The 20,496-nt window shown below is 72.6% G+C and carries 20 protein-coding genes; 15 read left to right on the top strand and 5 right to left on the bottom strand.

Annotation, left to right across the window (positions count from 1 at the left end; all coding sequences use genetic code 11):
- Positions 1-94: 94 nt before the first annotated feature.
- The 8 genes from glmS (at position 95) to J2S55_RS11190 (ending at position 8,522) form a co-directional block, all read left to right on the top strand.
- The gene (gene glmS, locus J2S55_RS11225; protein ID WP_306859533.1) at positions 95-1,939 is read left to right on the top strand and encodes a glutamine--fructose-6-phosphate transaminase (isomerizing); all 1,845 of its coding nucleotides are present in this window, start codon (positions 95-97) and stop codon (positions 1,937-1,939) included.
- 237 nt (positions 1,940-2,176) lie between these two features.
- Positions 2,177-2,527: a holo-ACP synthase gene (locus J2S55_RS11220; protein ID WP_306859531.1), complete on the top strand. Its 351-nt coding sequence runs from the start codon at positions 2,177-2,179 to the stop codon at positions 2,525-2,527.
- A gap of 176 nt (positions 2,528-2,703) precedes the next feature.
- Positions 2,704-4,296, top strand: a complete 1,593-nt coding sequence (locus J2S55_RS11215) for an NAD(P)H-hydrate dehydratase (RefSeq protein WP_306859529.1) — start codon at positions 2,704-2,706, stop codon at positions 4,294-4,296.
- 17 nt (positions 4,297-4,313) lie between these two features.
- Positions 4,314-5,441, top strand: coding sequence for an alanine racemase (alr, locus tag J2S55_RS11210; protein WP_306859527.1), 1,128 nt, complete (start codon positions 4,314-4,316; stop codon positions 5,439-5,441).
- A 20-nt stretch (positions 5,442-5,461) separates the two neighbouring features.
- Positions 5,462-6,529 carry an alpha/beta fold hydrolase gene (locus J2S55_RS11205; protein ID WP_306859525.1) on the top strand — a complete coding sequence of 356 codons (1,068 nt, stop codon included), beginning with the start codon at positions 5,462-5,464 and terminating at the stop codon, positions 6,527-6,529.
- Positions 6,530-6,615: 86 nt separating this feature from the next.
- Positions 6,616-7,059: a tRNA (adenosine(37)-N6)-threonylcarbamoyltransferase complex ATPase subunit type 1 TsaE gene (gene tsaE / locus J2S55_RS11200; protein WP_370879619.1), complete on the top strand. Its 444-nt coding sequence runs from the start codon at positions 6,616-6,618 to the stop codon at positions 7,057-7,059.
- A 221-nt stretch (positions 7,060-7,280) separates the two neighbouring features.
- A complete protein-coding gene (locus J2S55_RS11195; RefSeq protein WP_306859523.1) occupies positions 7,281-7,901 on the top strand; it encodes a hypothetical protein in 621 nt (206 codons plus the stop codon).
- Between the two features lie 6 nt (positions 7,902-7,907).
- Complete coding sequence (locus J2S55_RS11190) at positions 7,908-8,522, top strand: class F sortase (protein WP_306859521.1); 615 nt, start codon at positions 7,908-7,910, stop codon at positions 8,520-8,522.
- Between the two features lie 180 nt (positions 8,523-8,702).
- Here J2S55_RS11190 and J2S55_RS11185 read toward each other — a convergent pair whose 3' ends face one another.
- Positions 8,703-9,887, bottom strand: coding sequence for a Cmx/CmrA family chloramphenicol efflux MFS transporter (locus J2S55_RS11185; RefSeq protein ID WP_306859520.1), 1,185 nt, complete (start codon positions 9,885-9,887; stop codon positions 8,703-8,705).
- Positions 9,888-10,366: 479 nt separating this feature from the next.
- Here J2S55_RS11185 and tsaB point away from each other — a divergent pair, with 479 nt between their 5' ends.
- From tsaB to tsaD, 3 genes are read left to right on the top strand one after another with little or no spacing between them, the layout of a single operon-like run.
- Entirely contained in the window at positions 10,367-11,050 is a 684-nt protein-coding gene (gene tsaB, locus J2S55_RS11180) for a tRNA (adenosine(37)-N6)-threonylcarbamoyltransferase complex dimerization subunit type 1 TsaB (protein ID WP_306859518.1), read from the top strand.
- Positions 11,047-11,499 carry a ribosomal protein S18-alanine N-acetyltransferase gene (rimI, locus tag J2S55_RS11175; protein ID WP_306859516.1) on the top strand — a complete coding sequence of 151 codons (453 nt, stop codon included), beginning with the start codon at positions 11,047-11,049 and terminating at the stop codon, positions 11,497-11,499. The genes tsaB and rimI overlap by 4 nt, the downstream gene beginning before the upstream one ends.
- Entirely contained in the window at positions 11,492-12,523 is a 1,032-nt protein-coding gene (tsaD, locus tag J2S55_RS11170; RefSeq protein WP_306859515.1) for a tRNA (adenosine(37)-N6)-threonylcarbamoyltransferase complex transferase subunit TsaD, read from the top strand. The genes rimI and tsaD overlap by 8 nt, the downstream gene beginning before the upstream one ends.
- 63 nt (positions 12,524-12,586) lie before the next feature.
- Here tsaD and J2S55_RS11165 read toward each other — a convergent pair whose 3' ends face one another.
- Both J2S55_RS11165 and J2S55_RS11160 read right to left on the bottom strand, forming a co-directional pair.
- A complete protein-coding gene (locus J2S55_RS11165) occupies positions 12,587-13,780 on the bottom strand; it encodes a hypothetical protein (protein WP_306859513.1) in 1,194 nt (397 codons plus the stop codon).
- Between the two features lie 192 nt (positions 13,781-13,972).
- Complete coding sequence (locus J2S55_RS11160) at positions 13,973-15,139, bottom strand: class I SAM-dependent methyltransferase (RefSeq protein WP_306859511.1); 1,167 nt, start codon at positions 15,137-15,139, stop codon at positions 13,973-13,975.
- A gap of 356 nt (positions 15,140-15,495) precedes the next feature.
- Between J2S55_RS11160 and groES the strand changes: the two genes are divergently transcribed.
- The 4 genes from groES (at position 15,496) to J2S55_RS11140 (ending at position 18,723) form a co-directional block, all read left to right on the top strand.
- Positions 15,496-15,807 carry a co-chaperone GroES gene (groES, locus tag J2S55_RS11155; protein ID WP_012887898.1) on the top strand — a complete coding sequence of 104 codons (312 nt, stop codon included), beginning with the start codon at positions 15,496-15,498 and terminating at the stop codon, positions 15,805-15,807.
- Between the two features lie 90 nt (positions 15,808-15,897).
- Positions 15,898-17,523 carry a chaperonin GroEL gene (gene groL / locus J2S55_RS11150; RefSeq protein ID WP_306859509.1) on the top strand — a complete coding sequence of 542 codons (1,626 nt, stop codon included), beginning with the start codon at positions 15,898-15,900 and terminating at the stop codon, positions 17,521-17,523.
- A gap of 275 nt (positions 17,524-17,798) precedes the next feature.
- On the top strand, positions 17,799-18,443 hold the full coding sequence (locus tag J2S55_RS11145) for a sigma-70 family RNA polymerase sigma factor (RefSeq protein WP_306859507.1): 645 nt from the start codon (positions 17,799-17,801) through the stop codon (positions 18,441-18,443).
- A gap of 136 nt (positions 18,444-18,579) precedes the next feature.
- Positions 18,580-18,723: a hypothetical protein gene (locus J2S55_RS11140; RefSeq protein ID WP_306859505.1), complete on the top strand. Its 144-nt coding sequence runs from the start codon at positions 18,580-18,582 to the stop codon at positions 18,721-18,723.
- On the opposite strand, the gene J2S55_RS11135 is transcribed toward J2S55_RS11140, so the two are convergent.
- Both J2S55_RS11135 and J2S55_RS11130 read right to left on the bottom strand, forming a co-directional pair.
- Complete coding sequence (locus J2S55_RS11135; protein ID WP_306859503.1) at positions 18,684-19,061, bottom strand: DUF5319 family protein; 378 nt, start codon at positions 19,059-19,061, stop codon at positions 18,684-18,686. The genes J2S55_RS11140 and J2S55_RS11135 overlap by 40 nt on opposite strands.
- 103 nt (positions 19,062-19,164) lie before the next feature.
- Complete coding sequence (locus J2S55_RS11130; protein ID WP_306859501.1) at positions 19,165-20,175, bottom strand: helix-turn-helix transcriptional regulator; 1,011 nt, start codon at positions 20,173-20,175, stop codon at positions 19,165-19,167.
- Positions 20,176-20,496: the final 321 nt, after the last annotated feature.

The following is a 20,496-nucleotide window of genomic DNA, read 5'->3' as shown; positions in this document are numbered from 1 at the left end:
GGCGTTGCCCGATCCCGGGCAGGATTCTTGGGTTCTCCAGGGGGTTCTCCATAGGCTCGGCGGTCGATCTTTCCCATGACGAAGGGGGTTGGCCATGTGTGGAATCGTGGGATACGTCGGCAGGCGGCAGGCCGTCGAGGTCGCGATCGAGGGGCTCGGCCGTCTGGAATACCGCGGGTACGACTCGTCCGGGGTCGCCCTCGTCGGGGCCGACGGGGCGCTGACCGTGGAGAAGCGGGCGGGCAAGCTGGTCAACCTGCGCGCCAGACTGGCCTCGCGGCCGGCGCCGCCGGCGACGGCGGGGATCGGGCACACCCGGTGGGCCACCCACGGCGCGCCGACCGACCGCAACGCCCACCCGCACACCGACTGCGAAGGACGGATCGCGGTCATCCACAACGGCATCATCGAGAACTTCGCCGAGCTCAGGGCCGAGCTGGAGAACGACGGGCACAAGCTCGTCTCCGAGACCGACACCGAGGTGGTGGCGCACCTGCTGGAGCGCTCGTCCGGGGACGGCCTGGCGGAGGCGATGCGCCGGGTGTGCCGGCGGCTGGAGGGGGCGTTCACGCTGCTGGCGATCTCGGTGGACGAGCCGGAGGTGGTGGTGGGGGCGCGGCGGAACTCGCCGCTGGTGGTCGGGCGCGGTGAGGGGGAGAACTTCCTCGGCTCGGATGTGGCGGCGTTCATCGCCTACACGCGGGAGGCGGTCGAGCTCGGCCAGGACCAGGTCGTGGAGCTGCGCCCGTCGGGGATCACGGTCACCGACTTCCACGGCCACCCGGCCCGGACGCGGGAGTACCACGTGGACTGGGACGCCTCCGCCGCGGAGAAGGGCGGCCACGACTACTTCATGCTCAAGGAGATCGCCGAGCAGCCGAGGGCGGTCGCCGACACGCTGCTCGGCCGGATCGGGCCCGACGGGCGGCTGGTACTGGACGAGATGCGGCTGTCGGACCAGGAGCTGCGGGACATCAGCAAGATCATCGTGGTCGCGTGCGGGACCTCCTACCACGCCGGGCTCATCGCGAAATACGCCATCGAGCACTGGGCCGGTGTGCCGTGCGAGGTCGAGCTGGCCAGCGAGTTCCGCTACCGCGACCCGATCCTCAACCGCGACACGCTGATCATCGTGATCACCCAGTCCGGCGAGACGATGGACACGCTGATGGCCGTACGGCACGCCCGCGAGCAGCGGTCCCGGGTGCTGGCCATCTGCAACGTCAACGGCTCCACGATCCCGCGAGAGTCCGACGCCGTCCTCTACACCCACGCGGGCCCGGAGATCGCCGTCGCCTCCACCAAGGCGTTCCTGACCCAGCTCGTGGCCTGCTATCTCGTGGCGCTCTACCTGGCCCAGACCCGGGGCACCAAGTTCGGCGACGAGATCTCCCAGATCATCGACCACCTGTCCCGGATGCCGCTCAAGGTGGAGGAGGTGCTCGGGACCGTGGAGCCGGTCCGCGCGCTGGCCCGCTCGCTGGCGACCGAGCGCTGCGTGCTCTTCCTCGGCCGTCACGTGGGCTTCCCCGTCGCGCTGGAGGGGGCGCTGAAGCTCAAGGAGCTGGCCTACATGCACGCCGAGGGCTTCGCCGCGGGGGAGCTCAAGCACGGCCCGATCGCGCTGATCGACGAGGGGCTGCCGGTCGTGGTCGTCGTCCCTTCACCGTCGGGCCAGCGGGTGATCCACGACAAGATCGTGTCCAACATTCAGGAGATCAGGGCCAGGGGCGCCAAGACCATCGTCATCGCGGAGGAGGGGGACAGCGCGGTCGAGCCCTACGCCGACACGCTGATCCGCATCCCCGTCGTGCCGACATTGCTGCAGCCCCTGGTGGCCACGGTTCCGCTGCAGGTCTTCGCCTGTGAGCTGGCCGCGGCCAAGGGGCACGACGTCGACCAGCCCCGCAACCTGGCCAAGTCCGTCACGGTGGAGTAGGCGTCCTCGCCGTGGCCGTCCCCGGCGGCCCGGGGGTCCGGGTGGTCCGGGGTGGCCCGCCGGGGCGCGGTGGAGGCCGGTGACCTCCCCCCGGACGGGTAATCCACAGCCTGTGGACAACGCCTCTGGATTACCCGTCCGGGAAAGTGGGAAGAGATCGGGATCGCCGTACGGGCCGGCCCTTCCGGACGGCCGCCGTGGAGGGCCGCGGCGCGCGGGCTCCGCTAGCCTGGAGCCGTGATCGTGGGCATCGGCGTGGACGTCGTGGACGTGGCCCGGTTCGAGGCGACGCTGGAGCGGACCCCCGCGCTGCGGACGCGGCTGTTCACCGACGTCGAGCGGGTGCTGGCCGTGCAGTCCCTGGCCGCGCGGTTCGCGGCCAAGGAGGCGGTGGCCAAGGCGCTCGGCGCGCCCCCGGGGCTGGCCCACCTGGACGCCGAGGTGCGGACCGGCGAGCACGGCCGGCCGGAGCTGCACGTGAGCGGCCGGGTCGCCGAGGTCGCGGCCGCGCTCGGCGTGACGCGCTGGCACGTGTCGTTGACGCACGACGGAGGCGTGGCCGTCGCCTACGTGATCGCCGAGGGCTGACCCGTCCCGGCACGCGCGGGGGAGGATCTGGCACGCCCCGGACGCGCGGGCGACCGTCCCACCCCGGCCCCGGCCCCGGCCCCGACTCCGGTGCCGTCCCCGCCCATCCCGGAGGCACGGGTGATGGGCCCTGCCGGAGCACACGCCGGTGATCGGCGGGGGATAGCGTCAGAACCATGCTGAGCGCGTACACCACCGATCAGATCAGGGCGGCCGAGGCGGCGCTGATGGCCGGACTGCCCGAGGGCACGCTGATGGAGCGGGCGGCCGCCGGCCTCGCGGTGACCTGCGCCAAGATGCTCGGCCGGGTGTACGGCTCCCGCGTCGTGCTGCTGATCGGCAGCGGTGACAACGGGGGTGACGCCCTCTACGCCGGGGCGCGCCTCGCGTCCCGGGGGGCCAGGGTGGAGGCGATCCTCGCCGGGACGCGGGTCCACGGGGCCGGGCTGGCGGCCCTGCGGCGGGCCGGGGGCCGGGTGACCGACCTCCGCGACCACGCGGCGTCCAGGGACGGCGTGACGGATCTCCACGGTGCCCCGGCCGGAGGCGAGGGGGAGGACTCCCCGGACGGCCGGGCGCAGGCGCCGGGAGCCGCGTCCGGGGGCGGGACGGGCACCGCGGTGGCCCGCGGGCTCATCCAGGCCGCCGACCTGGTCGTGGACGGGCTGGTCGGGATCGGCGGGTCGGGACCCCTGCGCGAGCCGTACGCCACCCTCGCGGAGCTGGCCGGCGAGGCGCCCGGCGCGGTGGTCGCGGTGGACGTGCCGAGCGGCGTGGACGCCGGCAGCGGGCAGGTCGACGGGGCCGCGGTCCGGGCGGACGTCACCGTGACGTTCGGCGCCCGCAAGGTCGGCCTGCTCGTCGACCCGGGCGCGGTGAACGCGGGCCGGGTGGAGTTCGTCGACATCGGGCTCGGACCGTGCCTGCCCGATCCCGAGGCGACCGCGCTGACCGGCGTCGACGTGGCGCTGATGCTGCCCAGGCCGGACGCGGAATCCGACAAATACCGCAGGGGCGTCGTCGGCATCGCCGCCGGGAGCCACCGCTACACCGGCGCCGCGGTGCTGGCCGTCGGCGGGGCGGTCCGGGCGGGGGCGGGCCTGGTCCGCTACGCGGGGGTGGCCGAGCCGGCGGCCCAGGTGCGGGCCCGCTGGCCGGAGGCCGTGATCACGCCCTTGCGGCCGGGCGAGGGGATCGACGAGGTGGGCCGGGTGCAGGCGTGGGTGCTCGGCCCCGGGCTCGGCACCGGGCCCGAGGCGCTCGCCGTCGCCCGTTCGGTGCTGGCGAGCGACGTCCCGGTCCTCGTGGACGCCGACGGCCTGACGCTGGTCGCCCAGGACAGGTCGCTGCTCCGCCGCGCCGCGCCGGTGCTGATCACCCCGCACGCGGGTGAGCTGTCCCGGCTGCTGGAGGTGCCGCGGGCGCGGATCGAGGCCCGGCGGCTGGAGCACGTACGGCGGGCCGCGTCGGAGCTGGGCGTGACCGTGCTGCTGAAAGGCTCGACCACGCTGGTCGCCCAGGAGGGGCTGCCGGTCAGGATCAATCTCACCGGCAGCCCCTGGCTGGCCACCGGTGGCACCGGCGACGTGCTGGCCGGGCTCGCGGGCATGCTGCTGGCCGGGGGACTCAGCGCCTACGACGCGGCCTCCTGCGCCGCCCACCTGCACGGAACGGCGGGGCGGAACGGCCCGCTCTCAGCCTGGACCGTGGTCGAATCCTTACCCACAGTCATCAAATCACTCACCGGTCGGCTCCAGGGGGACGACTGACCTGCCAGACTGAAAAGATGAGTTTCCCGATGAACCCGGCCGAGGCACGGGTGGACCTCTCGGCGATCCGGGACAACATCGCCCTGCTCAAGGAGCACGCTCCCGGCGCCGAGACGATGGCTGTGGTCAAGGCCGACGGTTACGGACACGGGCTGGTCGCCTGCGGCCGGGCCGCCCTGGAGGGCGGGGCCACCCGGCTCGGCACCGCCTACATCCGTGAGGCGCTGGAGCTGCGGGCCGCGGGGATCACCGCGCCGATCCTGTCATGGATCATCCCGCCCGGCGAGCCGCTGGACCAGGCGGTCGCCCAGGACGTGGAGCTGTCGGCCGCCACGCCGGCGCTGGTGGACGAGATCGCCCGGACCGCCCACCGCGCGGGCCGGACCGCCCGGGTGCACCTGAAGGCCGACACTGGCCTCACCCGCGGCGGTGCGGCGCTCGACGAATGGCCCGCGCTGGTGGACCGTGCCATGGCCCGGCAGGCCGAGGGGACGGTCGAGGTCGCCGGGCTCTGGTCGCACTTCGCCTGCGCCGACATCCCGGGCCACCCGTCCGTCGACGCCCAGCTCGCCGTCTTCGACGAGGCCCTGGTCATCGCGGAGAAGGCGGGCGCCGGAGGCTCCCACGTGCTCCGGCACATCGCCAACTCGGCGGCGGTGCTGACGCTGCCGCAGGCGCGCTACGACATGATCCGGGCGGGCATCGCGGTCGTCGGCCTGAGCCCCGTGCCCGAGCTCGGGGACTTCGGCCTCCGCCCCGCGATGACCCTGGTGGCGCGGACCGCGCTGGCCAAGCGGGTCCCGGCGGGTTCGGGGGTGTCCTACGGGCACCTCTACGTGACAGATCGCGAGACCACGCTTGGCCTGATCCCCCTCGGGTATGCGGACGGCGTCCTGCGGCACGCCACCAACCGGGCGGAGGTGCTGGCGGGTGGCCGGCGGCGGCGGATCGCCGGACGGGTCTGCATGGACCAGTTCGTGATCGACATGGGGGACGACCCGCTGGAGGAGGGGGACGAGGTGATCCTGTTCGGCGACGGTTCGCAGGGCGAGCCGACCGCACAGGAGTGGGCGGATTCCCTTGGCACGATCACGCATGAGATCGTGACCAGGATCGGTTCGCGGGTCCCACGCGTTTACCGGTGAGAGGCATCCCAGGGGGTCGCATGAGCACTACCACACGGCGCAGGGTCGGAATCGCGGGCGCGATCGTCGGTGTGGCATCAGCGGGAGTGGCCGCCGCGGCCCTCGCCAAGCGATACGCCGTCGGCCGCATCAGGCTCCGGCCCGACCTGGAGGCGAACGAGCCGCTGGGCGAGCTGCGCGGCCGACCGGCCACGGTCGTCACCTCCGACGGCGTGTCCCTCTACACCGAGGTGGACGGACCCGAGGACGCCCCGCTGACCGTGGTGCTGTGCCACGGCTACACCCTCAACCTCGACTCCTGGCACTACCAGCGGCGCGACCTGCGCGACTCCCACCGGCTGGTCCTGTGGGACCAGCGCTCCCACGGGCGCTCGCCGCGCACCACGGCCGAGGACTCCACCATCGACCGGCTCGGCGACGATCTGGCCGAGGTGATCGACGCGCTGGTGCCCGGGCCGTGCGTGCTGGTGGGGCACTCCATGGGAGGCATGACGGTCATGGCGCTGGCCGACCGGCACCCCGAGCTGTTCGGCGACAGGATCAAGGGCGTCGCGCTGATCTCCACCTCCTCGGGCAAGCTGGCCGAGATCTCGCTGGGCCTGCCCGCGCTGCTGGCCAAGGCGGTGCACAAGATCACCCCGGGCACGGTGTCGGTGCTGGGCCGTAACGGCACGCTGGTGGACCGGGGCCGCGAGGCGGGCAACGACGTGGCCTTCCTGGCCTTGCGCCATCTGGGCTTCGGCGACTCCAAGAACGTCAGCCCCACGGTGGTGGACTTCGCCGAGTCGATGATCCGCTCCACCCCGTTCGAGGTGATCGCCGACTTCTACCCGGCGCTGATGTCGCACGACAAGCTGAACGCGCTGCGGGTGCTGGACGGCCTGCCCACCTCCATCATGGTCGGCGACAAGGACTGGCTGACGCCGGTGGAGCACAGCAGGGCGATGGCGGAGGCGCTGCCCCGCGCCCAGTTCACCGAGGTCCCCGACAGCTCGCACCTGGTGCAGCTGGAGCGGCCCACCGTCGTCAACGACGCGCTGCGTGACCTGCTCAAGCGGGCGGCGGCCGACGGCGGCGCCGAGCGGTGAGACCGGGGCCCCGGGGCGGGAGCATTCCCGCCGGAGCCGCCCCGGGGGCTCCGGCGGGCGTGACCATCGACAGGAGTGATCAAGCAGTGAGAATCGTGGCGACCGCCGAAGAGATGCGCGAGCTGGGCGCGGAGCTGGCCGGGCTGTTCCGCCCGGGAGACCTGGCGGTGCTGTCCGGGCCGCTCGGCGCGGGCAAGACGACCCTGGTCCAGGGGATCGCCGACGGGCTCAAGGTGCGCGGGCCGATCACCTCCCCGACCTTCGTCATCGCCCGGGTGCACCCCTCGCTGTCGGGCGGCCCCGCGCTGGTGCACGCCGACGCCTACCGGCTCGGCGGCGACCTGGAGGTCGACGACCTCGACCTGGACGCCTCGCTGGAGGATTCGGTGACGGTCGTGGAGTGGGGTGAGGGCCTGGTCGAGGGGCTCACCGAGGACCGTCTGGAGATCTCCATCGAGCGGGGCGAATCCGGTGAGGAACGGACAGTACGGCTCCGCGGGATCGGCGCCCGCTGGGAGGGCGTCGTCTGATTCACCCCCGTAGCCGCGGGAATCCTGGCACTCTGGCACTACATCCCACTTGATGTAGATCATCACCATTGAAGATCGACTCTGACGCTTTCGCCCATGTTTAATGGGGAAGTGGTGGGAAGTTGTGCCGGGTGAGGGTCGTCGGCCGGACTGCGGAGTGGAGTGCGACGGTGCCAAGGGTCAGACGTGTCGCGGTTCTAGGGGCCATCACCCTTTTCGGGATGGCCGGGATGGTCGGATGCACGGCCGAGGCGAACTCGGGCGCTCCCACGGGGACCGCCTCGCCCACCGCCTCGGGATCGGGGATCAGCAGGCAGGACATCGAGGTCCAGCTCCAGCCGGCCCGTGTCAAGGCCGGACAGAAGGTGTGGGTGCTGGCGAACTGCCCGATCCCCCAGGGAGGGCCCGAGCACCGCGGCACCGCCTCGTCCAAGATCTTCCGCACGCCCGTCACGCTCGATCCGATCCTCACCACGCCCACCCCGGTGCCCTCGGCCAGCGCCACCCCCGTGGCCAAGCCGTGGGTCCGCGGCCAGGCCACCGTCGCCACCGGTAGCGCGACCGGGGTCTACGACGTCAACGCCAGGTGCGAGGGGACCAACGACACCGGCAAGGCCAGCCTCAGGGTCGTGACCGACGCCAAGCCGACCCCGAAGGACACCCCCACCTCCAAGCCGACCCGGACCGTCATCAGCACCCACGCGCCGGGCACGGGCGGCGGCGGCACCGCGGCCGGCGGCCCCCAGGACGCGGGCATGCCGTCCGGCGTGACCTGGGCCCTGGTGGCGGCGGTCCTCGCCGGCGGCATCGGCTTCGTGGCCGTGCGCCGACGCCGTCCGTGACACCCGATGGCCGAATCCCCTCGCTGGTCACGGATCATCGTGGCCGGGCTCGTCACCGGTGCCGTCATGGTCGCCTTCCACCGGGGCGGCGGCGGTGACACGCCGCCGGTCCGGCCCTCGGTCGTGCCCAGCCGCATCGACATCCCGTCGCTGGGCATCAAGGCACCCCTGATGAAGCTCGGCGTGACCGACGGCCAGATCGAGCTCCCGCCGTACGAGAAGCCGGACACGGCGGGCTGGGTCAAGGACAGCGCGGTCCCCGGCGACCAGGGCTCCGCGGTGATCCTCGGGCACGTGGACACCAAGACCGACCCCGCGGTCTTCTACCGGCTCAAGGAGATCCGGGAGGGGCAGGTCGTGAAGGTCGCGCGCAGTGACGGCAAGGTCGCCCAGTATCGCGTGGACTCCGTCGAGCGGGTGAGCAAGGAGCGCTTCCCGGCGGACAAGGTCTATCTGGAGGACGGGCTCCGGCTGATCACCTGCGGCGGCGACTTCGACTGGGACAAGCGCGAATACCGCGACAACGTGATCGTCTACGCCACCCTGGTCAAGCCGGCCCGCGAGAACGCCTGGCCAGGGACCCGCCTGACCCCGGACCCACCTGGCCAGGGACCCGCCTGACCCCGGACCCGCTTGGCCAGGGACTCGCCTGACCCCGGACCCGCCTGGCCAGGGAGCCGCCTGACCCCGGACCCGCTTGGCCAGGGAGCCGCCTGGCCAGGGAGCCGCCTGTCCGCGGACTCGCCTGGCCAGGGACCTGCCCGACCCCGGACCCGCCTGGCCAGGGAGCCGCCTGTCCGGCTACAGAGCCGCCGCCGGCGCCTTCCCGCGCCGGTCCGCCGCCCTGCGCCAGACCCCCCGGGCCAGGCCGGCTGTGACGAGTGCGAGGGCCACCAGCAGCGCGCTGACCCACAGCGGCGAGCGGTAGCCGAGCCCCGCGCCGATGGCGGCCCCGCCGAGCCAGGGGCCGATCGCGGCGCCCACGTTGAACGCGGCCGTGGCGGACCCGCCGGCCAGGGTCGGCGCCTCGGCCGCCGCGTAGAGCGCCTGCGAGATCAACGTCGACCCGACGGCGAAGGAGAGGGTCCCCTGGACGAAGACGAGCACGATCGTGATCACCGGGTTTCCGGCGGTCACCGCGGCCACGGTCCAGCCGGCGAGCAGGGCCACCCCGCCGGCCACCAGGAGCGGGACGGGCCGCACGTCGGCGTAGCGGCCGCCGACGGTGACACCGAGGAACGACCCCAGGCCGAACAGCGCCAGTACGGCGGGCACCCACGCGGGTCCGATCCCGGTGACGGTGGTGACCAGCGGCGCGAGGTAGGTGAACGTGCAGAACGTCGTGCCGTTCACGAGGGCCCCCAGCAGCAGGGTCACCAGGAGCCGCGGACTGCGCAGCGAGCGCAGCTCCCCGCGCGCGCTCGCGGGGGCGGTCCCGGAGCCGCCGGCCGGCACCGACCGCAGGATCGCGACGACGGCCGGCACCGACATGAGGGCCACCGCCCAGAACGCCGAGCGCCACCCCCACAGCTGGCCGAGCAGCGCGCCGGCGGGGACGCCCACGACACAGGCGACGGTGACGCCGCCGAGCAGGACGGAGGTGGCCCGGCCCTTGGCGTCCGGCGCGACCATGCCGGTCGCGGTCGCCAGGGCCACCGCCAGGAATCCGGCGTTGGCCAGCGCCCCGACGGACCGCGTGGCCAGCAGCACCCCGTAGCTGGTGGTGACCGCGCCGAGGACATGGACGAGCAGGAAGACGAGCAGGAAGGTCAGGAGCGAGCGGCGCCGTGACCAGCGCAGGCTCACCATCGCCATCAGCGGCGCACCGATGACCATCCCCACCGCGAACGCCGAGGTCAGAAACCCCGCGGTGGGGATGGACACGTGCATGTCCCGGGCGATGTCCGGCACGAGGCCGGACAGCATGAACTCGGAGGTCCCCTGAGCGAAGACCGCCAGTCCGAGCAGGTAAAGAACGAATGGCATGACAAGAACTCCGCAACCACATCGCGGATCGGCAAGGAAGCGGCAGGCCGCGGCGGCCCCCGGACCGGCGTCGCGGATGACGACCGTCCGGCCGGAGGGCGCGGCCGGCGCGCGGAAGGGCCTGCCGGCGTCACGGAGGTGACGCGCGGTCCAGGCCGGACACAGCCCGCACTACGGTGATCCGGTGGCAGTGGGCACGGCCGACGGCGCCCGCGGCCTCATGGGCGGCAGGACTGCGATACGCCGACGTGGATGGCCACCGGAAGTCCGGTGGCTAGAGTCTTGACGCCTCGGGGCTGGACATGGGCACAGGCTAGCGACCCCGGGCGCGGCACGTCCACGCGTTTGTCGGTGGACCCGTCGCGCGGCGGTGCCGGCCGCCTCCGGCGTGGGTCGCGCCCGTGCCGGGAGCGGTTCCGGGGCGGACCGGTGGAGCGGAGTGGGCCCTGACGCCCCATGACGGACTAGGCTAACTGTCCGTGCTGGTCCTGGCCTTTGATACCGCGACCCCCGCCGTCACCGCAGCCCTGCACGACGGTGAGAGGGTCCTCGCCGAGTCGGCGACCGTTGACGCGCGCCGCCACGGTGAGCTGCTCGTACCCACGATCAAGACGGTCCTGCAGGAGGCCGGAGTCTCGCTCGGCGACGTCACCACCGTCGTCGCGGGCTCCGGCCCCGGCCCCTACACCGGCCTGAGGGTCGGCCTGATGACCGCCCAGGCCCTCGCGACGTCACTGGGCGTCCCGGCCTACGGCGTGTGCACGCTCGACGCCGTCGCCTACGGCAGCGGGCTGACCGGGCCGTTCCTGGTGGCCACCGACGCGCGGCGCAAGGAGGTGTTCTGGGGGCACTACGAGGACCCGCGGGTCCGGCTGTCCGGCCCCGCGGTGGACAGGCCGCACGACCTGCCCGCGGAGCTCCCGCTCGTCGGCGCGGGCGCGCGGATGTACGCCGAGGTCGTCGGGCCCTCCCGCCTGGCCGACGCGCCGCAGTACCCCTCCGCGGGGGCGCTGGCGGCGCTGGCCGCCGAGCAGCTCGTCGGGTCCGACGTCCGGGAGGTCGTGGAGAGCGGCACGCACCCCGTGCTGAGCCTGCCCCACCCGATCTACCTGCGCCGCCCCGACGCCCAGGTGCCCTCGGCGCCGAAGAAGGTCTCCGCATGACCGCCGCGCTGCGCCTGATGACCGTAGACGACCTGCCCGCCGTGCTGGAGATCGAGCGGGAGACCTTCCCGCGCGACGCGTGGAGCGAGGGCATGCTCCGCGGCGAGCTCGACGACCAGCCCCGGACCCGGCACTACGTGGTGGCCCTGGTGGACAAGGAGATCGTCGGCTACGCCGGGCTCTTCGCGGCCGGGGACCAGGCGGACGTGCAGACCATCGCCGTCTCGGCCCACCGGCGCCGGGCCGGGATCGGCGCGGCCCTGCTGGCCGAGCTGCTGGCGGAGGCCGTACGGCGGGGCGCGCACGCGGTGTTCCTGGAGGTCCGCGCCGACAACCCGGACGCGCAGGCGATGTACGACCGCTTCGGGTTCGAGCGGATCGGCCTGCGCCGCCGCTACTACGAGGACGGCACCGACGCGATCACGATGAAGAAGGACCTCAATGCGTGACGAACCTCTAGTCCTGGGCATCGAGACCTCCTGCGACGAGACCGGGGTGGGCATCGTCCGGGGGCACACCCTGCTGGCCAACGCGATCGCCTCCAGCGTCGAGCAGCACGCCCGGTTCGGCGGCGTGGTGCCGGAGGTGGCCTCCCGGGCGCACCTGGAGGCGATGACCCCGACCGTCGAGCGGGCCCTGGAGCAGGCCGGCCTGCGCTTCACCGACATCGACGCGATCGCGGTGACCGCCGGGCCCGGCCTGGCCGGCGCGCTGCTCGTCGGCGTCGCCGCCGCCAAGGCCTACGCGCTCGGCCTGGGCCTGCCGCTGTACGGCGTCAACCACCTGGCCGCCCACGTGGCCGTGGACCAGCTCGAACACGGCGCCCTGCCCAAGCCGTGCATCGCCATGCTGGTCTCGGGAGGCCACTCCTCCCTGCTGCTGGTGCCCGACGTCGCCAAGGACGTCATCTCGCTGGGGTCCACGGTCGACGACGCCGCGGGCGAGGCGTTCGACAAGGTGGCCCGGGTGCTCGGCCTGCCCTTCCCCGGCGGCCCCTACATCGACCGCGCGGCCCAGGACGGCTCCGGCACTGCCATCGCCTTCCCCCGCGGCAAATACGACGACGGGACGCTGGACTTCTCCTTCTCCGGGCTGAAGACCGCCGTGGCGCGCTGGGTGGAGGCGCGGGAGCGGACCGGCGAGGCGATCCACGTGCCCGACGTGGCGGCCTCGTTCCAGGAGGCCGTGGTCGACGTGCTGACCCGCAAGGCCCTGCAGGCGTGCCGCGAGCACGGCGTCCGGGACCTGCTGATCGGCGGCGGCGTGGCGGCCAACTCCCGGCTGCGCGCCCTCGCCCGGGAGCGCTGCGAGGCGGCCGGCGTACGGCTGCGCGTCCCGCGCCCGGGGCTGTGCACCGACAACGGGGCCATGGTGGCCGCGCTCGGCTCCGACCTGGTGGCGGCCGGCATCACCCCGTCCCCGCTGGACATCCCCGCCGACTCCTCACTGCCGATCACCACAGTCCACGTGTGACCTCGCGGATCCGCCCGCGCGTGTCCGCCGGCGGAGTCCGCGGCGGGGCGCCGCCGTAGGGGGTCAGTCCTTGTCGTTGCGGGTGGGGCGCAGCAGCGCCTCGGCGAGGGCCAGCATGGTCTCCTCAAGGGCGCTCAGGTGGCGGGTGAGGTCGGTCCGGGCCGGCTCCACGGCCTCGCCGAGGGCCTCGGCCAGCTGCTCGCGGTCGGGCTGGGCGCGGAGCATGTCGGCCAGGGGGAGGAGAGCGGCCTGGGTCTGGACGACGCGCTCGTCCAGGGAGGCCAGCCGGCCGGCGTGATCGGCGGTCTGGGCGTCGATGAGCTCGCCGACGTTCAGGACGGCGGGCAGCCCGTCGACGCGCCGGCCGACGGCCTCGACGTGGTCGTCGACGCCCTCCAGCCGGAGCCCGAGCTTCTCCGCGTGGCCCTCCAGCGTGCACAGGCGGGAGCCGACGGCGTCGACCCGGCCGGTGACGCGGCCCTCGACGTCGTCGAGCCGCTCGTCGAGGGCGTCGAAGCGGCCGTCGGTGCGGGCCGTGAGCAGCTCGACCCGGCCGTTGACCTGCTCGACCGCGGCCAGCAGGCGCCCGGCCGCCTCGCCGACGCTCTCCCGCACGCTCGCGGACAGGTCGAGCAGCCCCGACTCCAGGCGATCGGCGCGCTGGGTGAGCTCGGCCAGCGACCTGTCCAGGCGGGTGAAGCGGCCGGCCGCGGCCTCCATGCCGGCCTGGAGCCGGCCCAGGCGCTCGGCGAGGTCGCCCACCAGGTCGCCGACGCCCTGGGTGCCGTCGGCGATCGACTGGAGGCGGACGAGCGCCTCGTCCACGCTCTCGCCGACGGTGCCGACGTCGGCCCAGAGGCTCGGCAGCTCGCCGATGGGCGTGACCTGGTCGCGGACGGTCTCGACCCCCTGGCCGAGGGAGCCGACGCGCTCGCCCACGGCGTCCACGTGGTCGCGGACCGCCTCGACGTGCTGGGCCAGACCCTCGGCCCACGCCGGCGGGCGGACGGCGATGTCGTCCAGGCGGCCGTGGACGGATTCCAGCGTCCCGCCCAGCCCGCCGAGCTCGCGCTCCCTGACCTCCCGCAGCAGCCACTCCATGCCCTCCAGGCGCTGGCGGATCTCATCCAGCACGGCGCCCTGGGTGCGCTGTTCGTACACGTGGTCCTGGGCGGCCCGGGCGAGGAGCTCGCGCATCCGGTCGGAGATGGCGGTCTGACTGCCTGCCTGGAGCAGGGTGTGGTCGGAGTGATCCACCGAGAGCTCCTTCACCCGCCGACGGTGAGCCGCGCGGCGGGGTTGGTCCTTTTTGCTGGCGAACGCGGTCGAACCGCAGGCGGGGGAAGAACTCCCGCCTGGCAACCCTAGCCTCTGGATCAAGGTTTTTCGGAGCGGAATTTAAAAGATCGTGATTGCCAATGGAATGTCGGAATTTGCCGTTTCGGCAGGTCAAGAAGGGGTGCAGATGAGGGCGAACGGCCTTTCGACAATCCGGGTGAGAATGACGACCGCCGAGCGGTCACCGGATAGTCGCAGGTCTTTCCGCAGGCGTTCGACATCGACCGCGGAACCGCGCTTTTTGATCGTCGCATTGCCGACCCCGCGCTCGCGGAGCGCCGCCCGCAGCCGTTTGAGCGAGAACGGCAGCATCTCGTGGACCTCGTACCGTGACGCCCACGGCGTCTCCACGGCGGCGTCCCCGGTGATGTAGGCGATGTGCGGGTCGAGCAGGTGGCCGCCGACCATCGCGGCGATCTCCGCGACGAGGTGGGCCCGGATGGCCGCGCCGTCCGGTTCGTACACGTAGCGGCCCACGGGACCGTGCCCGGCCGGGCCGAGCGCCGGGTCGGACGTCACCGTCGCGCCCGCCGGCAGGATCGTGGCCCTGCGCCCCGCGCCGCCGGCCAGCCCGCCGCACCAGATCACGGCCTCCTTGACGTCGCCCTTGTAGGAGACCCACTCGGCCTCGGCCCCGGCGGGGATGAACTCGTAGGGGATGCCGGGGGCGACCTTCAGGCAGGCCGCCTCGGCCCGCGCCACCATCGTCAGCACGTCGGGCCAGGGTGGCGAGTAGGCCATCGGGTCGAAGGTCCGGCCCCGCGCGGTACGGCGGGCGGGGTCGGCGAACAGGACGTCGAAGGCGGCCGGGTCGATCGTGGCCGCGTCGGCCGCGCGGACCGAGACCCGGTCCCCGAACCCGAGGGCGTCGGCGTTGGCCCGGGCGACCGCGGCCGTGAGCGGGTCGGCGTCGACGGCCTCCACCACGCATCCGGCCCTGGCCAGCGCGAGGAGGTCCCCGCCGATGCCGCAGCAGACGTCGGCGACCCGGGAGCCCGGGGCGATGCGGCGGGCCCGGTGGTCGGCGACCTCGCGGCGGGTGGACTGCTCCAGACCGCCCGGGGTGAAATACATGAGATCGGCGTCGTCGCCGAACTTCTCCCTGGCCCGCCGCCTGAGCGTGGCCTGCGTGAGCGCCGCCGAGGTCAGATCGGCGTCGTAGGTCTTCCGGAGCCGCGTCACCGCCGCCACCGGGTCGTCGCCCGCGATCTCGGCCGCCGCCCCCAGGGCCTCCTGGCCGCGCGGCGTCAGCAGCTCCCGGAATGCGTCAAGGTCCACGCCGTCCGACGTTACCGCCTGGCCGAGGTGCCGCCCTCCGCCTCGTCCGGCGGCTCGGGCCCGGCGGCTCGGGCCCGGCGGCTCGGTCCGGCCCGGTCCGGTCCGGCCCGGTCCGGTCCGGTCCGGCGGCCCGGTCCGCGCGGGCCGGAACCCCTCGACGCCGGGGGGCCGACGTTCGCGGGAAGCGCACAAGGGCGGTTCGTGTTGACTGTCAAGCCCTCCTTGCATACTGTTCCGTATTGGCACTCTCCCCTTGAGAGTGCCAATAAATATGCGACGAGGCAGGTCTGACACCCGCGACGGCAGACCGCTGGTCGCCTCTTCTAGATCATCCAAATCTGAAGGGGAGGTCCGACGTGACGACCGCCACCAAGGTTCCCGTTAAGCCGCTCGGCGACCGCATCGTGGTCCAGCCGCTTGAGGCCGAGCAGACCACCGCTTCCGGCCTCGTGATCCCGGACACCGCCAAGGAGAAGCCGCAGGAGGGCAAGGTCCTCGCGGTGGGCCCCGGCAACTGGGACGAGGACGGGGACAAGCGTATCCCGCTCGACGTCAAGGAGGGCGACATCGTCCTCTACAGCAAGTACGGCGGCACCGAGGTGAAGTACGGCGGCGAGGAGTACCTGGTGCTCTCCGCCCGCGACGTGCTCGCCATCATCGAGAAGTAATCCACGCTTCATAAAGATGACGTATCGAGCCCCGGGCCGCGCGAGCGCCCGGGGCTTTGATGCGCCGACGTGCTTTTAGAGAGGACTGTCATGCCGAAGATCCTGTCGTTCGAGGAGGACGCCCGCCGCGCTCTTGAGCGTGGCGTGAACGCCCTCGCGGACGCCGTCAAGGTCACGCTCGGCCCGCGCGGCCGCAACGTCGTCATCGACAAGAAGTTCGGTGCGCCGACCATCACCAACGACGGTGTCACCATCGCCCGCGAGGTCGAGCTGGAGGCTCCGTACGAGAACCTCGGCGCCCAGCTCGCCAAGGAAGTCGCCACCAAGACCAACGACATCGCCGGTGACGGCACGACCACCGCCACCGTCCTCGCCCAGGCGATGGTCCGCGAGGGTCTGCGCAACGTCGCCGCCGGTGCCCAGCCGCTGTCGCTCAAGCGCGGCATCGACCTGGCCGCCAGGGCCGTCAGCGACAAGCTGATCGAGTCGGCCCGCCCGGTCGAGGACAAGAAGGAGATCGCGCACGTCGCGACGATCTCCGCGCAGGACGCCAAGATCGGCGAGCTGATCGCCGAGGCGTTCGACAAGGTGGGCAAGGACGGTGTCATCACCGTCGAGGAGTCCAACACCATGGGCCTGGAGCTGGAGTTCACCGAGGGACTCCAGTTCGACAAGGGCTACCTGTCGCCCTACATGGTGACCGACCAGGAGCGCATGGAGGCGGTCCTGGAGGACCCCTACATCCTGATCACCCAGGGCAAGGTCTCCTCCGTCGCCGACTTCCTGCCGCTGCTGGAGAAGATCGCCCAGACCAAGAAGGCGCTGCTCGTCATCGCCGAGGACGTCGAGGGCGAGGCCCTGGCCGTCCTGGTCACCAACAAGATCCGCGGCACCTTCACCTCCGTCGCGGTCAAGGCCCCCGGCTTCGGCGACCGCCGCAAGGCCATGCTGCAGGACATCGCGATCCTCACCGGCGGCGAGGTCGTCAGCGAGGAGGTCGGCCTCAAGCTGGAGCACGTCGGCCTTGAGGTGCTCGGCACCGCCCGCCGCGTCGTGATCACCAAGGACGCCACCACCGTCGTCGACGGTGCCGGCGACCAGCAGGCGATCTCCGACCGGGTCAAGGAGATCAAGCTCGCCATCGAGCAGTCCGACTCCGACTGGGACCGCGAGAAGCTCCAGGAGCGCCTGGCCAAGCTCTCCGGCGGTGTCTGCGTGCTGAAGGTCGGCGCGGCCACCGAGGTGGAGCTCAAGGAGAAGAAGCACCGCCTGGAGGACGCGATCTCCGCCACCCGCGCGGCGATCGAGGAGGGCATCGTCTCCGGCGGTGGCTCCGCGCTCATCCACGTCTCCAAGGTCCTGGACGACCTCGGTCTGTCCGGCGACGAGGCGACCGGCGTCGCCGTGGTCCGCAAGGCGCTCATCGAGCCGGCCCGCTGGATCGCCGAGAACGCCGGCCTTGAGGGCTACGTGGTGACCACCAAGGTCGCCGAGCTCTCCGTGGGCGAGGGCCTCAACGCCGCCACCGGCGAGTACGGTGACCTGATCAGCCAGGGCGTCATCGACCCGGTCAAGGTCACCCGCTCGGCCGTCCAGAACGCCGCCTCCATCGCCGGCATGCTGCTGACGACCGAGGCCCTCGTGGTGGACAAGCCCGAGGAGGAGGCCCCGGCCGCCGCCGGCGGCCACGGCCACGGTCACGGCCACGGCCACTGATCTCCACCGGATCCGGTACGGCCCGCGTCCCCTCGGGGGGTGCGGGCCGTTCGGTTTTCCGGTAAACCGAAAGGGACCCCAAAGCGTCATCGCCGGCCGCGCGGAAGGCCAAACATCCTTCTAACAAATAGCCGACATATTCGGCTATCCAATGAAATATTTGCGCATACCAAGGTCATTGCTGTCGCCATTCGATTACGCCCCGTTATCTCCGCCTCAATGTGACCAATCCGTAGCCGTTCGCCATGACGACAGGCCCGATCGGGGCGGGCATCATGCCTAACGTGACCGAGGGATGCGTCGCCGACGCCAAAAGTGGGGTAAGGCTTGCGACGAGATCTGACGGGGTCGCCCACAGGGATGATCTCAAGGATCTGACGAGCCTCGCCGTTCAGGGTGATCGCACCGCGATCGAAACCCTGATCGCGCAGTTACGGCCAATGGTCGTCCGTTATTGCCGTGCTCGTCTCGGCCGGGTCTCCGGTCAGTATCACATCGCAGACGACGTGGCCCAGGAAGTATGCATCGCGGTGCTGTCCGCGCTGCCCCGCTACCGGGACATGGGACGCCCGTTCGCGTCCTTCGTCTTCGGCATCGCCTCCCACAAGGTGGCCGACGCGCTGCGCAGCTCCGTGCGCTCCGCCGTGCCCACCCAGGACCTCCCGGACGGGCCCGACGAGGGCCCGGGGCCGGAGGAGACCGTGGTCCGCTACATCGAGGCCGAGCACGCCCGCAGGCTGCTGTCCAGGCTCCCCGACAACCAGCGCCAGCTGCTCATGCTCCGGGTGGTGTCGGGCCTCTCGGCGGAGGAGACGGGTAATGTACTCGGCATGTCACCAGGTGCGGTCCGGGTCGCCCAGCATCGGGCGCTGGCCCGGCTGCGGGCGATGGCGGAGCTGGAGCTGGAGTCGACGGCTTGACCGCCGAGCAGCCGAGCGTGGTCCGGCGGTGCGCGGCGCCGGGCGCGGCCCGCGGCGCCGGCGGGCGGGCGGGGCCATGACGGCGGTCCATCCGCGGCGTCCGGCCCGCAGATACGGGCCGGAGGAGGATCCGGCCGTGGCCGAGACCGACGCGGTCCTGGAGGCGCTCTCCCGGAGGGAGGCCGTCCCCACCTCCGATGTCGCCGTCAACCTGCTGGCCGCGCTGATCGACGACGTCGATCAGCGCTGTTCCTCGGTGTCGATCACCCCGTCCACGTAACCCCGGGCGTACTCCCAGGTGACGTAGTCGGTGGGGTCGGGCTGGTAGGCGGGCTCGTGCACCTGCGGCTGGCCGTTCTCGATCATCTGCCGCAGGTTGCCGCGCAGCAGCTCCCAGTCGAAGTAGTGCTGCTCGCCGCACTCCGGGCAGTCGAGGACCAGGCCGAGCACCCCCTGGGGCTCCAGCAGCGAACGGAAGACCTCCACGTCGGCGAGATCGGTCATGGCCTCGTCGCGTTCGGCTGAGGTCAGCGGCTCGGGGTCGTCGGGCTCTCCCAGCGCCGCCGCCGGGTCGTCGGGGTCATCCGCGAACGGGTCGCGAGGGACATCGTCGAGCACGTTCCCACCTTATGACCTCGATGCGGCCAACAGGGGCCGAACTACACCAGTCGCCCACGACCAGGTCCCGAACCGCGCCAGCCGCCCACGACCGGGTCCGGAACTACACCAGCCACCCACGGCGGGCGGCCTCCACGCCCGCCTGGAAGCGCGACTGCGCGCCGAGCTCGGCCATGGCGTCGGCGAACCGGGCCCGCACCGTCCGGACCGAGATCCCGAGCTGCCGGGCGATCACCTCGTCGGAGACCCCCTGGGCGGCCAGCCGCAGCACCCGCGCCACGCCGTCGCCGCGGTGCGTCCACGGCAGCGGTGCCGCGCGGGTCCACAGCTCCTCGAAGAGCGAGCGCAGCGCGGCCACCACGATGGCCGCCCGGACCAGGTGGAAGTTGTAGGCGTTCTCGGCGAGGGCGCCGCCCCACTGGGCGGGCATGCCCGCGGCGTCGGTCCCGGCGATCAGGAACCAGCTCGGCACCACGTCGAGGGTGCGGATCTGGGCCCCGGCCCGCTCGAACTGGTCCAGCTTGTCCCGCAGGCCGGCGGTCTCCAGCGTGTGGACCGGGATGACGACCCGGCAGGAGAGCAGGCCGCTGCGCTGGGCCCCGATCCACTGGTCGGCGTAGCGGTGCGCGAAGTCGCTCATCGTCCGGGTGTCGGGGACGGCCGACAGCAGCTCCAGCGGCGGCGCCTGGACCGCCATGCCGATCACGCTCTCGTAGAGCTCGTCGGCCCCGCCGACCAGGTCCACCGCGAACTGGCCGGTCTGGTAGTCGAGCCCGGCGTCGTACTGGTGGATGAAGCCGCGGATCGACCCGAGCACGGTGTCGATCCTGCGGCTCTCGGCGGCGAGGCGGTCCAGCCGCTCGGCGATCAGGTGGCCGAGCGCCGCGGCGGGGTGCCTGGCGAGATACTCCCCGGCCTGCTCGTCGACCACGCCCAGCCGCACGAGGCTGGCCAGCTCGCGCTCCAGCGCCTCGGGCGAGCGGTCGGTGGCGTCGGCGAGCGCGGCGCAGGTGGCGCGGTGCAGACGCAGCACCGTGTTGTACAGCGCGGTCTGGCCCGGGGTGAGGCCCAGGGTCGCGAGCGGATCGGGCGGTGCGGATGTGTCGATGCGCATCGGGGAGGGGCTCCTGAGGTGACACGATCCCGAGAGAATAACCCGGCGAATCATCCCTGTCCGGACGTTGCCAGGACTGGCGCGCCCGGCATCGGGCTCCGCCTCCGGCCCGAGGCTCCGCCCGCCGTCACGTTGCGCGCGGCCCGCGGATCGGCCCGCCGGCGCGACGTGCGCGGGGCCTGACCCGGCCCGGCGCCGGGCTCCGCGCCCGGCCCGCGGATCCGCCCGCCGGCGCGTCACGTCCGCGGCGCGCCACCGCGGTGCAACTTCGTGCAATTGCACGTTTGCCCATTGCGGGTGGACAGGCGGTGACGCACCCTT

Origin of the sequence: Streptosporangium brasiliense, from assembly GCF_030811595.1 — a bacterium.
GTDB lineage: Bacteria > Actinomycetota > Actinomycetes > Streptosporangiales > Streptosporangiaceae > Streptosporangium > Streptosporangium brasiliense.
The sequence above is the reverse complement of the archived record's forward strand: the minus strand, read 5'-3'. Positions and strand labels throughout refer to the sequence as shown.

Bases quoted from the DNA above. Each gene is read 5' to 3' on its own strand.
- glmS (WP_306859533.1), top strand. From the start codon at position 95: ATGTGTGGAATCGTGGGATACGTCGGCAGGCGGCAGGCCGTCGAGGTC.
- J2S55_RS11215 (WP_306859529.1), top strand. From the start codon at position 2,704: ATGCTGAGCGCGTACACCACCGATCAGATCAGGGCGGCCGAGGCGGCG.
- alr (WP_306859527.1), top strand. From the start codon at position 4,314: ATGAGTTTCCCGATGAACCCGGCCGAGGCACGGGTGGACCTCTCGGCG.
- J2S55_RS11205 (WP_306859525.1), top strand. From the start codon at position 5,462: ATGAGCACTACCACACGGCGCAGGGTCGGAATCGCGGGCGCGATCGTC.
- J2S55_RS11195 (WP_306859523.1), top strand. From the start codon at position 7,281: ATGGCCGGGATGGTCGGATGCACGGCCGAGGCGAACTCGGGCGCTCCC.
- J2S55_RS11190 (WP_306859521.1), top strand. From the start codon at position 7,908: ATGGCCGAATCCCCTCGCTGGTCACGGATCATCGTGGCCGGGCTCGTC.
- J2S55_RS11185 (WP_306859520.1), bottom strand. From the start codon at position 9,887: ATGCCATTCGTTCTTTACCTGCTCGGACTGGCGGTCTTCGCTCAGGGG.
- rimI (WP_306859516.1), top strand. From the start codon at position 11,047: ATGACCGCCGCGCTGCGCCTGATGACCGTAGACGACCTGCCCGCCGTG.
- tsaD (WP_306859515.1), top strand. From the start codon at position 11,492: ATGCGTGACGAACCTCTAGTCCTGGGCATCGAGACCTCCTGCGACGAG.
- groL (WP_306859509.1), top strand. From the start codon at position 15,898: ATGCCGAAGATCCTGTCGTTCGAGGAGGACGCCCGCCGCGCTCTTGAG.
- J2S55_RS11145 (WP_306859507.1), top strand. From the start codon at position 17,799: ATGCCTAACGTGACCGAGGGATGCGTCGCCGACGCCAAAAGTGGGGTA.
- J2S55_RS11130 (WP_306859501.1), bottom strand. From the start codon at position 20,175: ATGCGCATCGACACATCCGCACCGCCCGATCCGCTCGCGACCCTGGGC.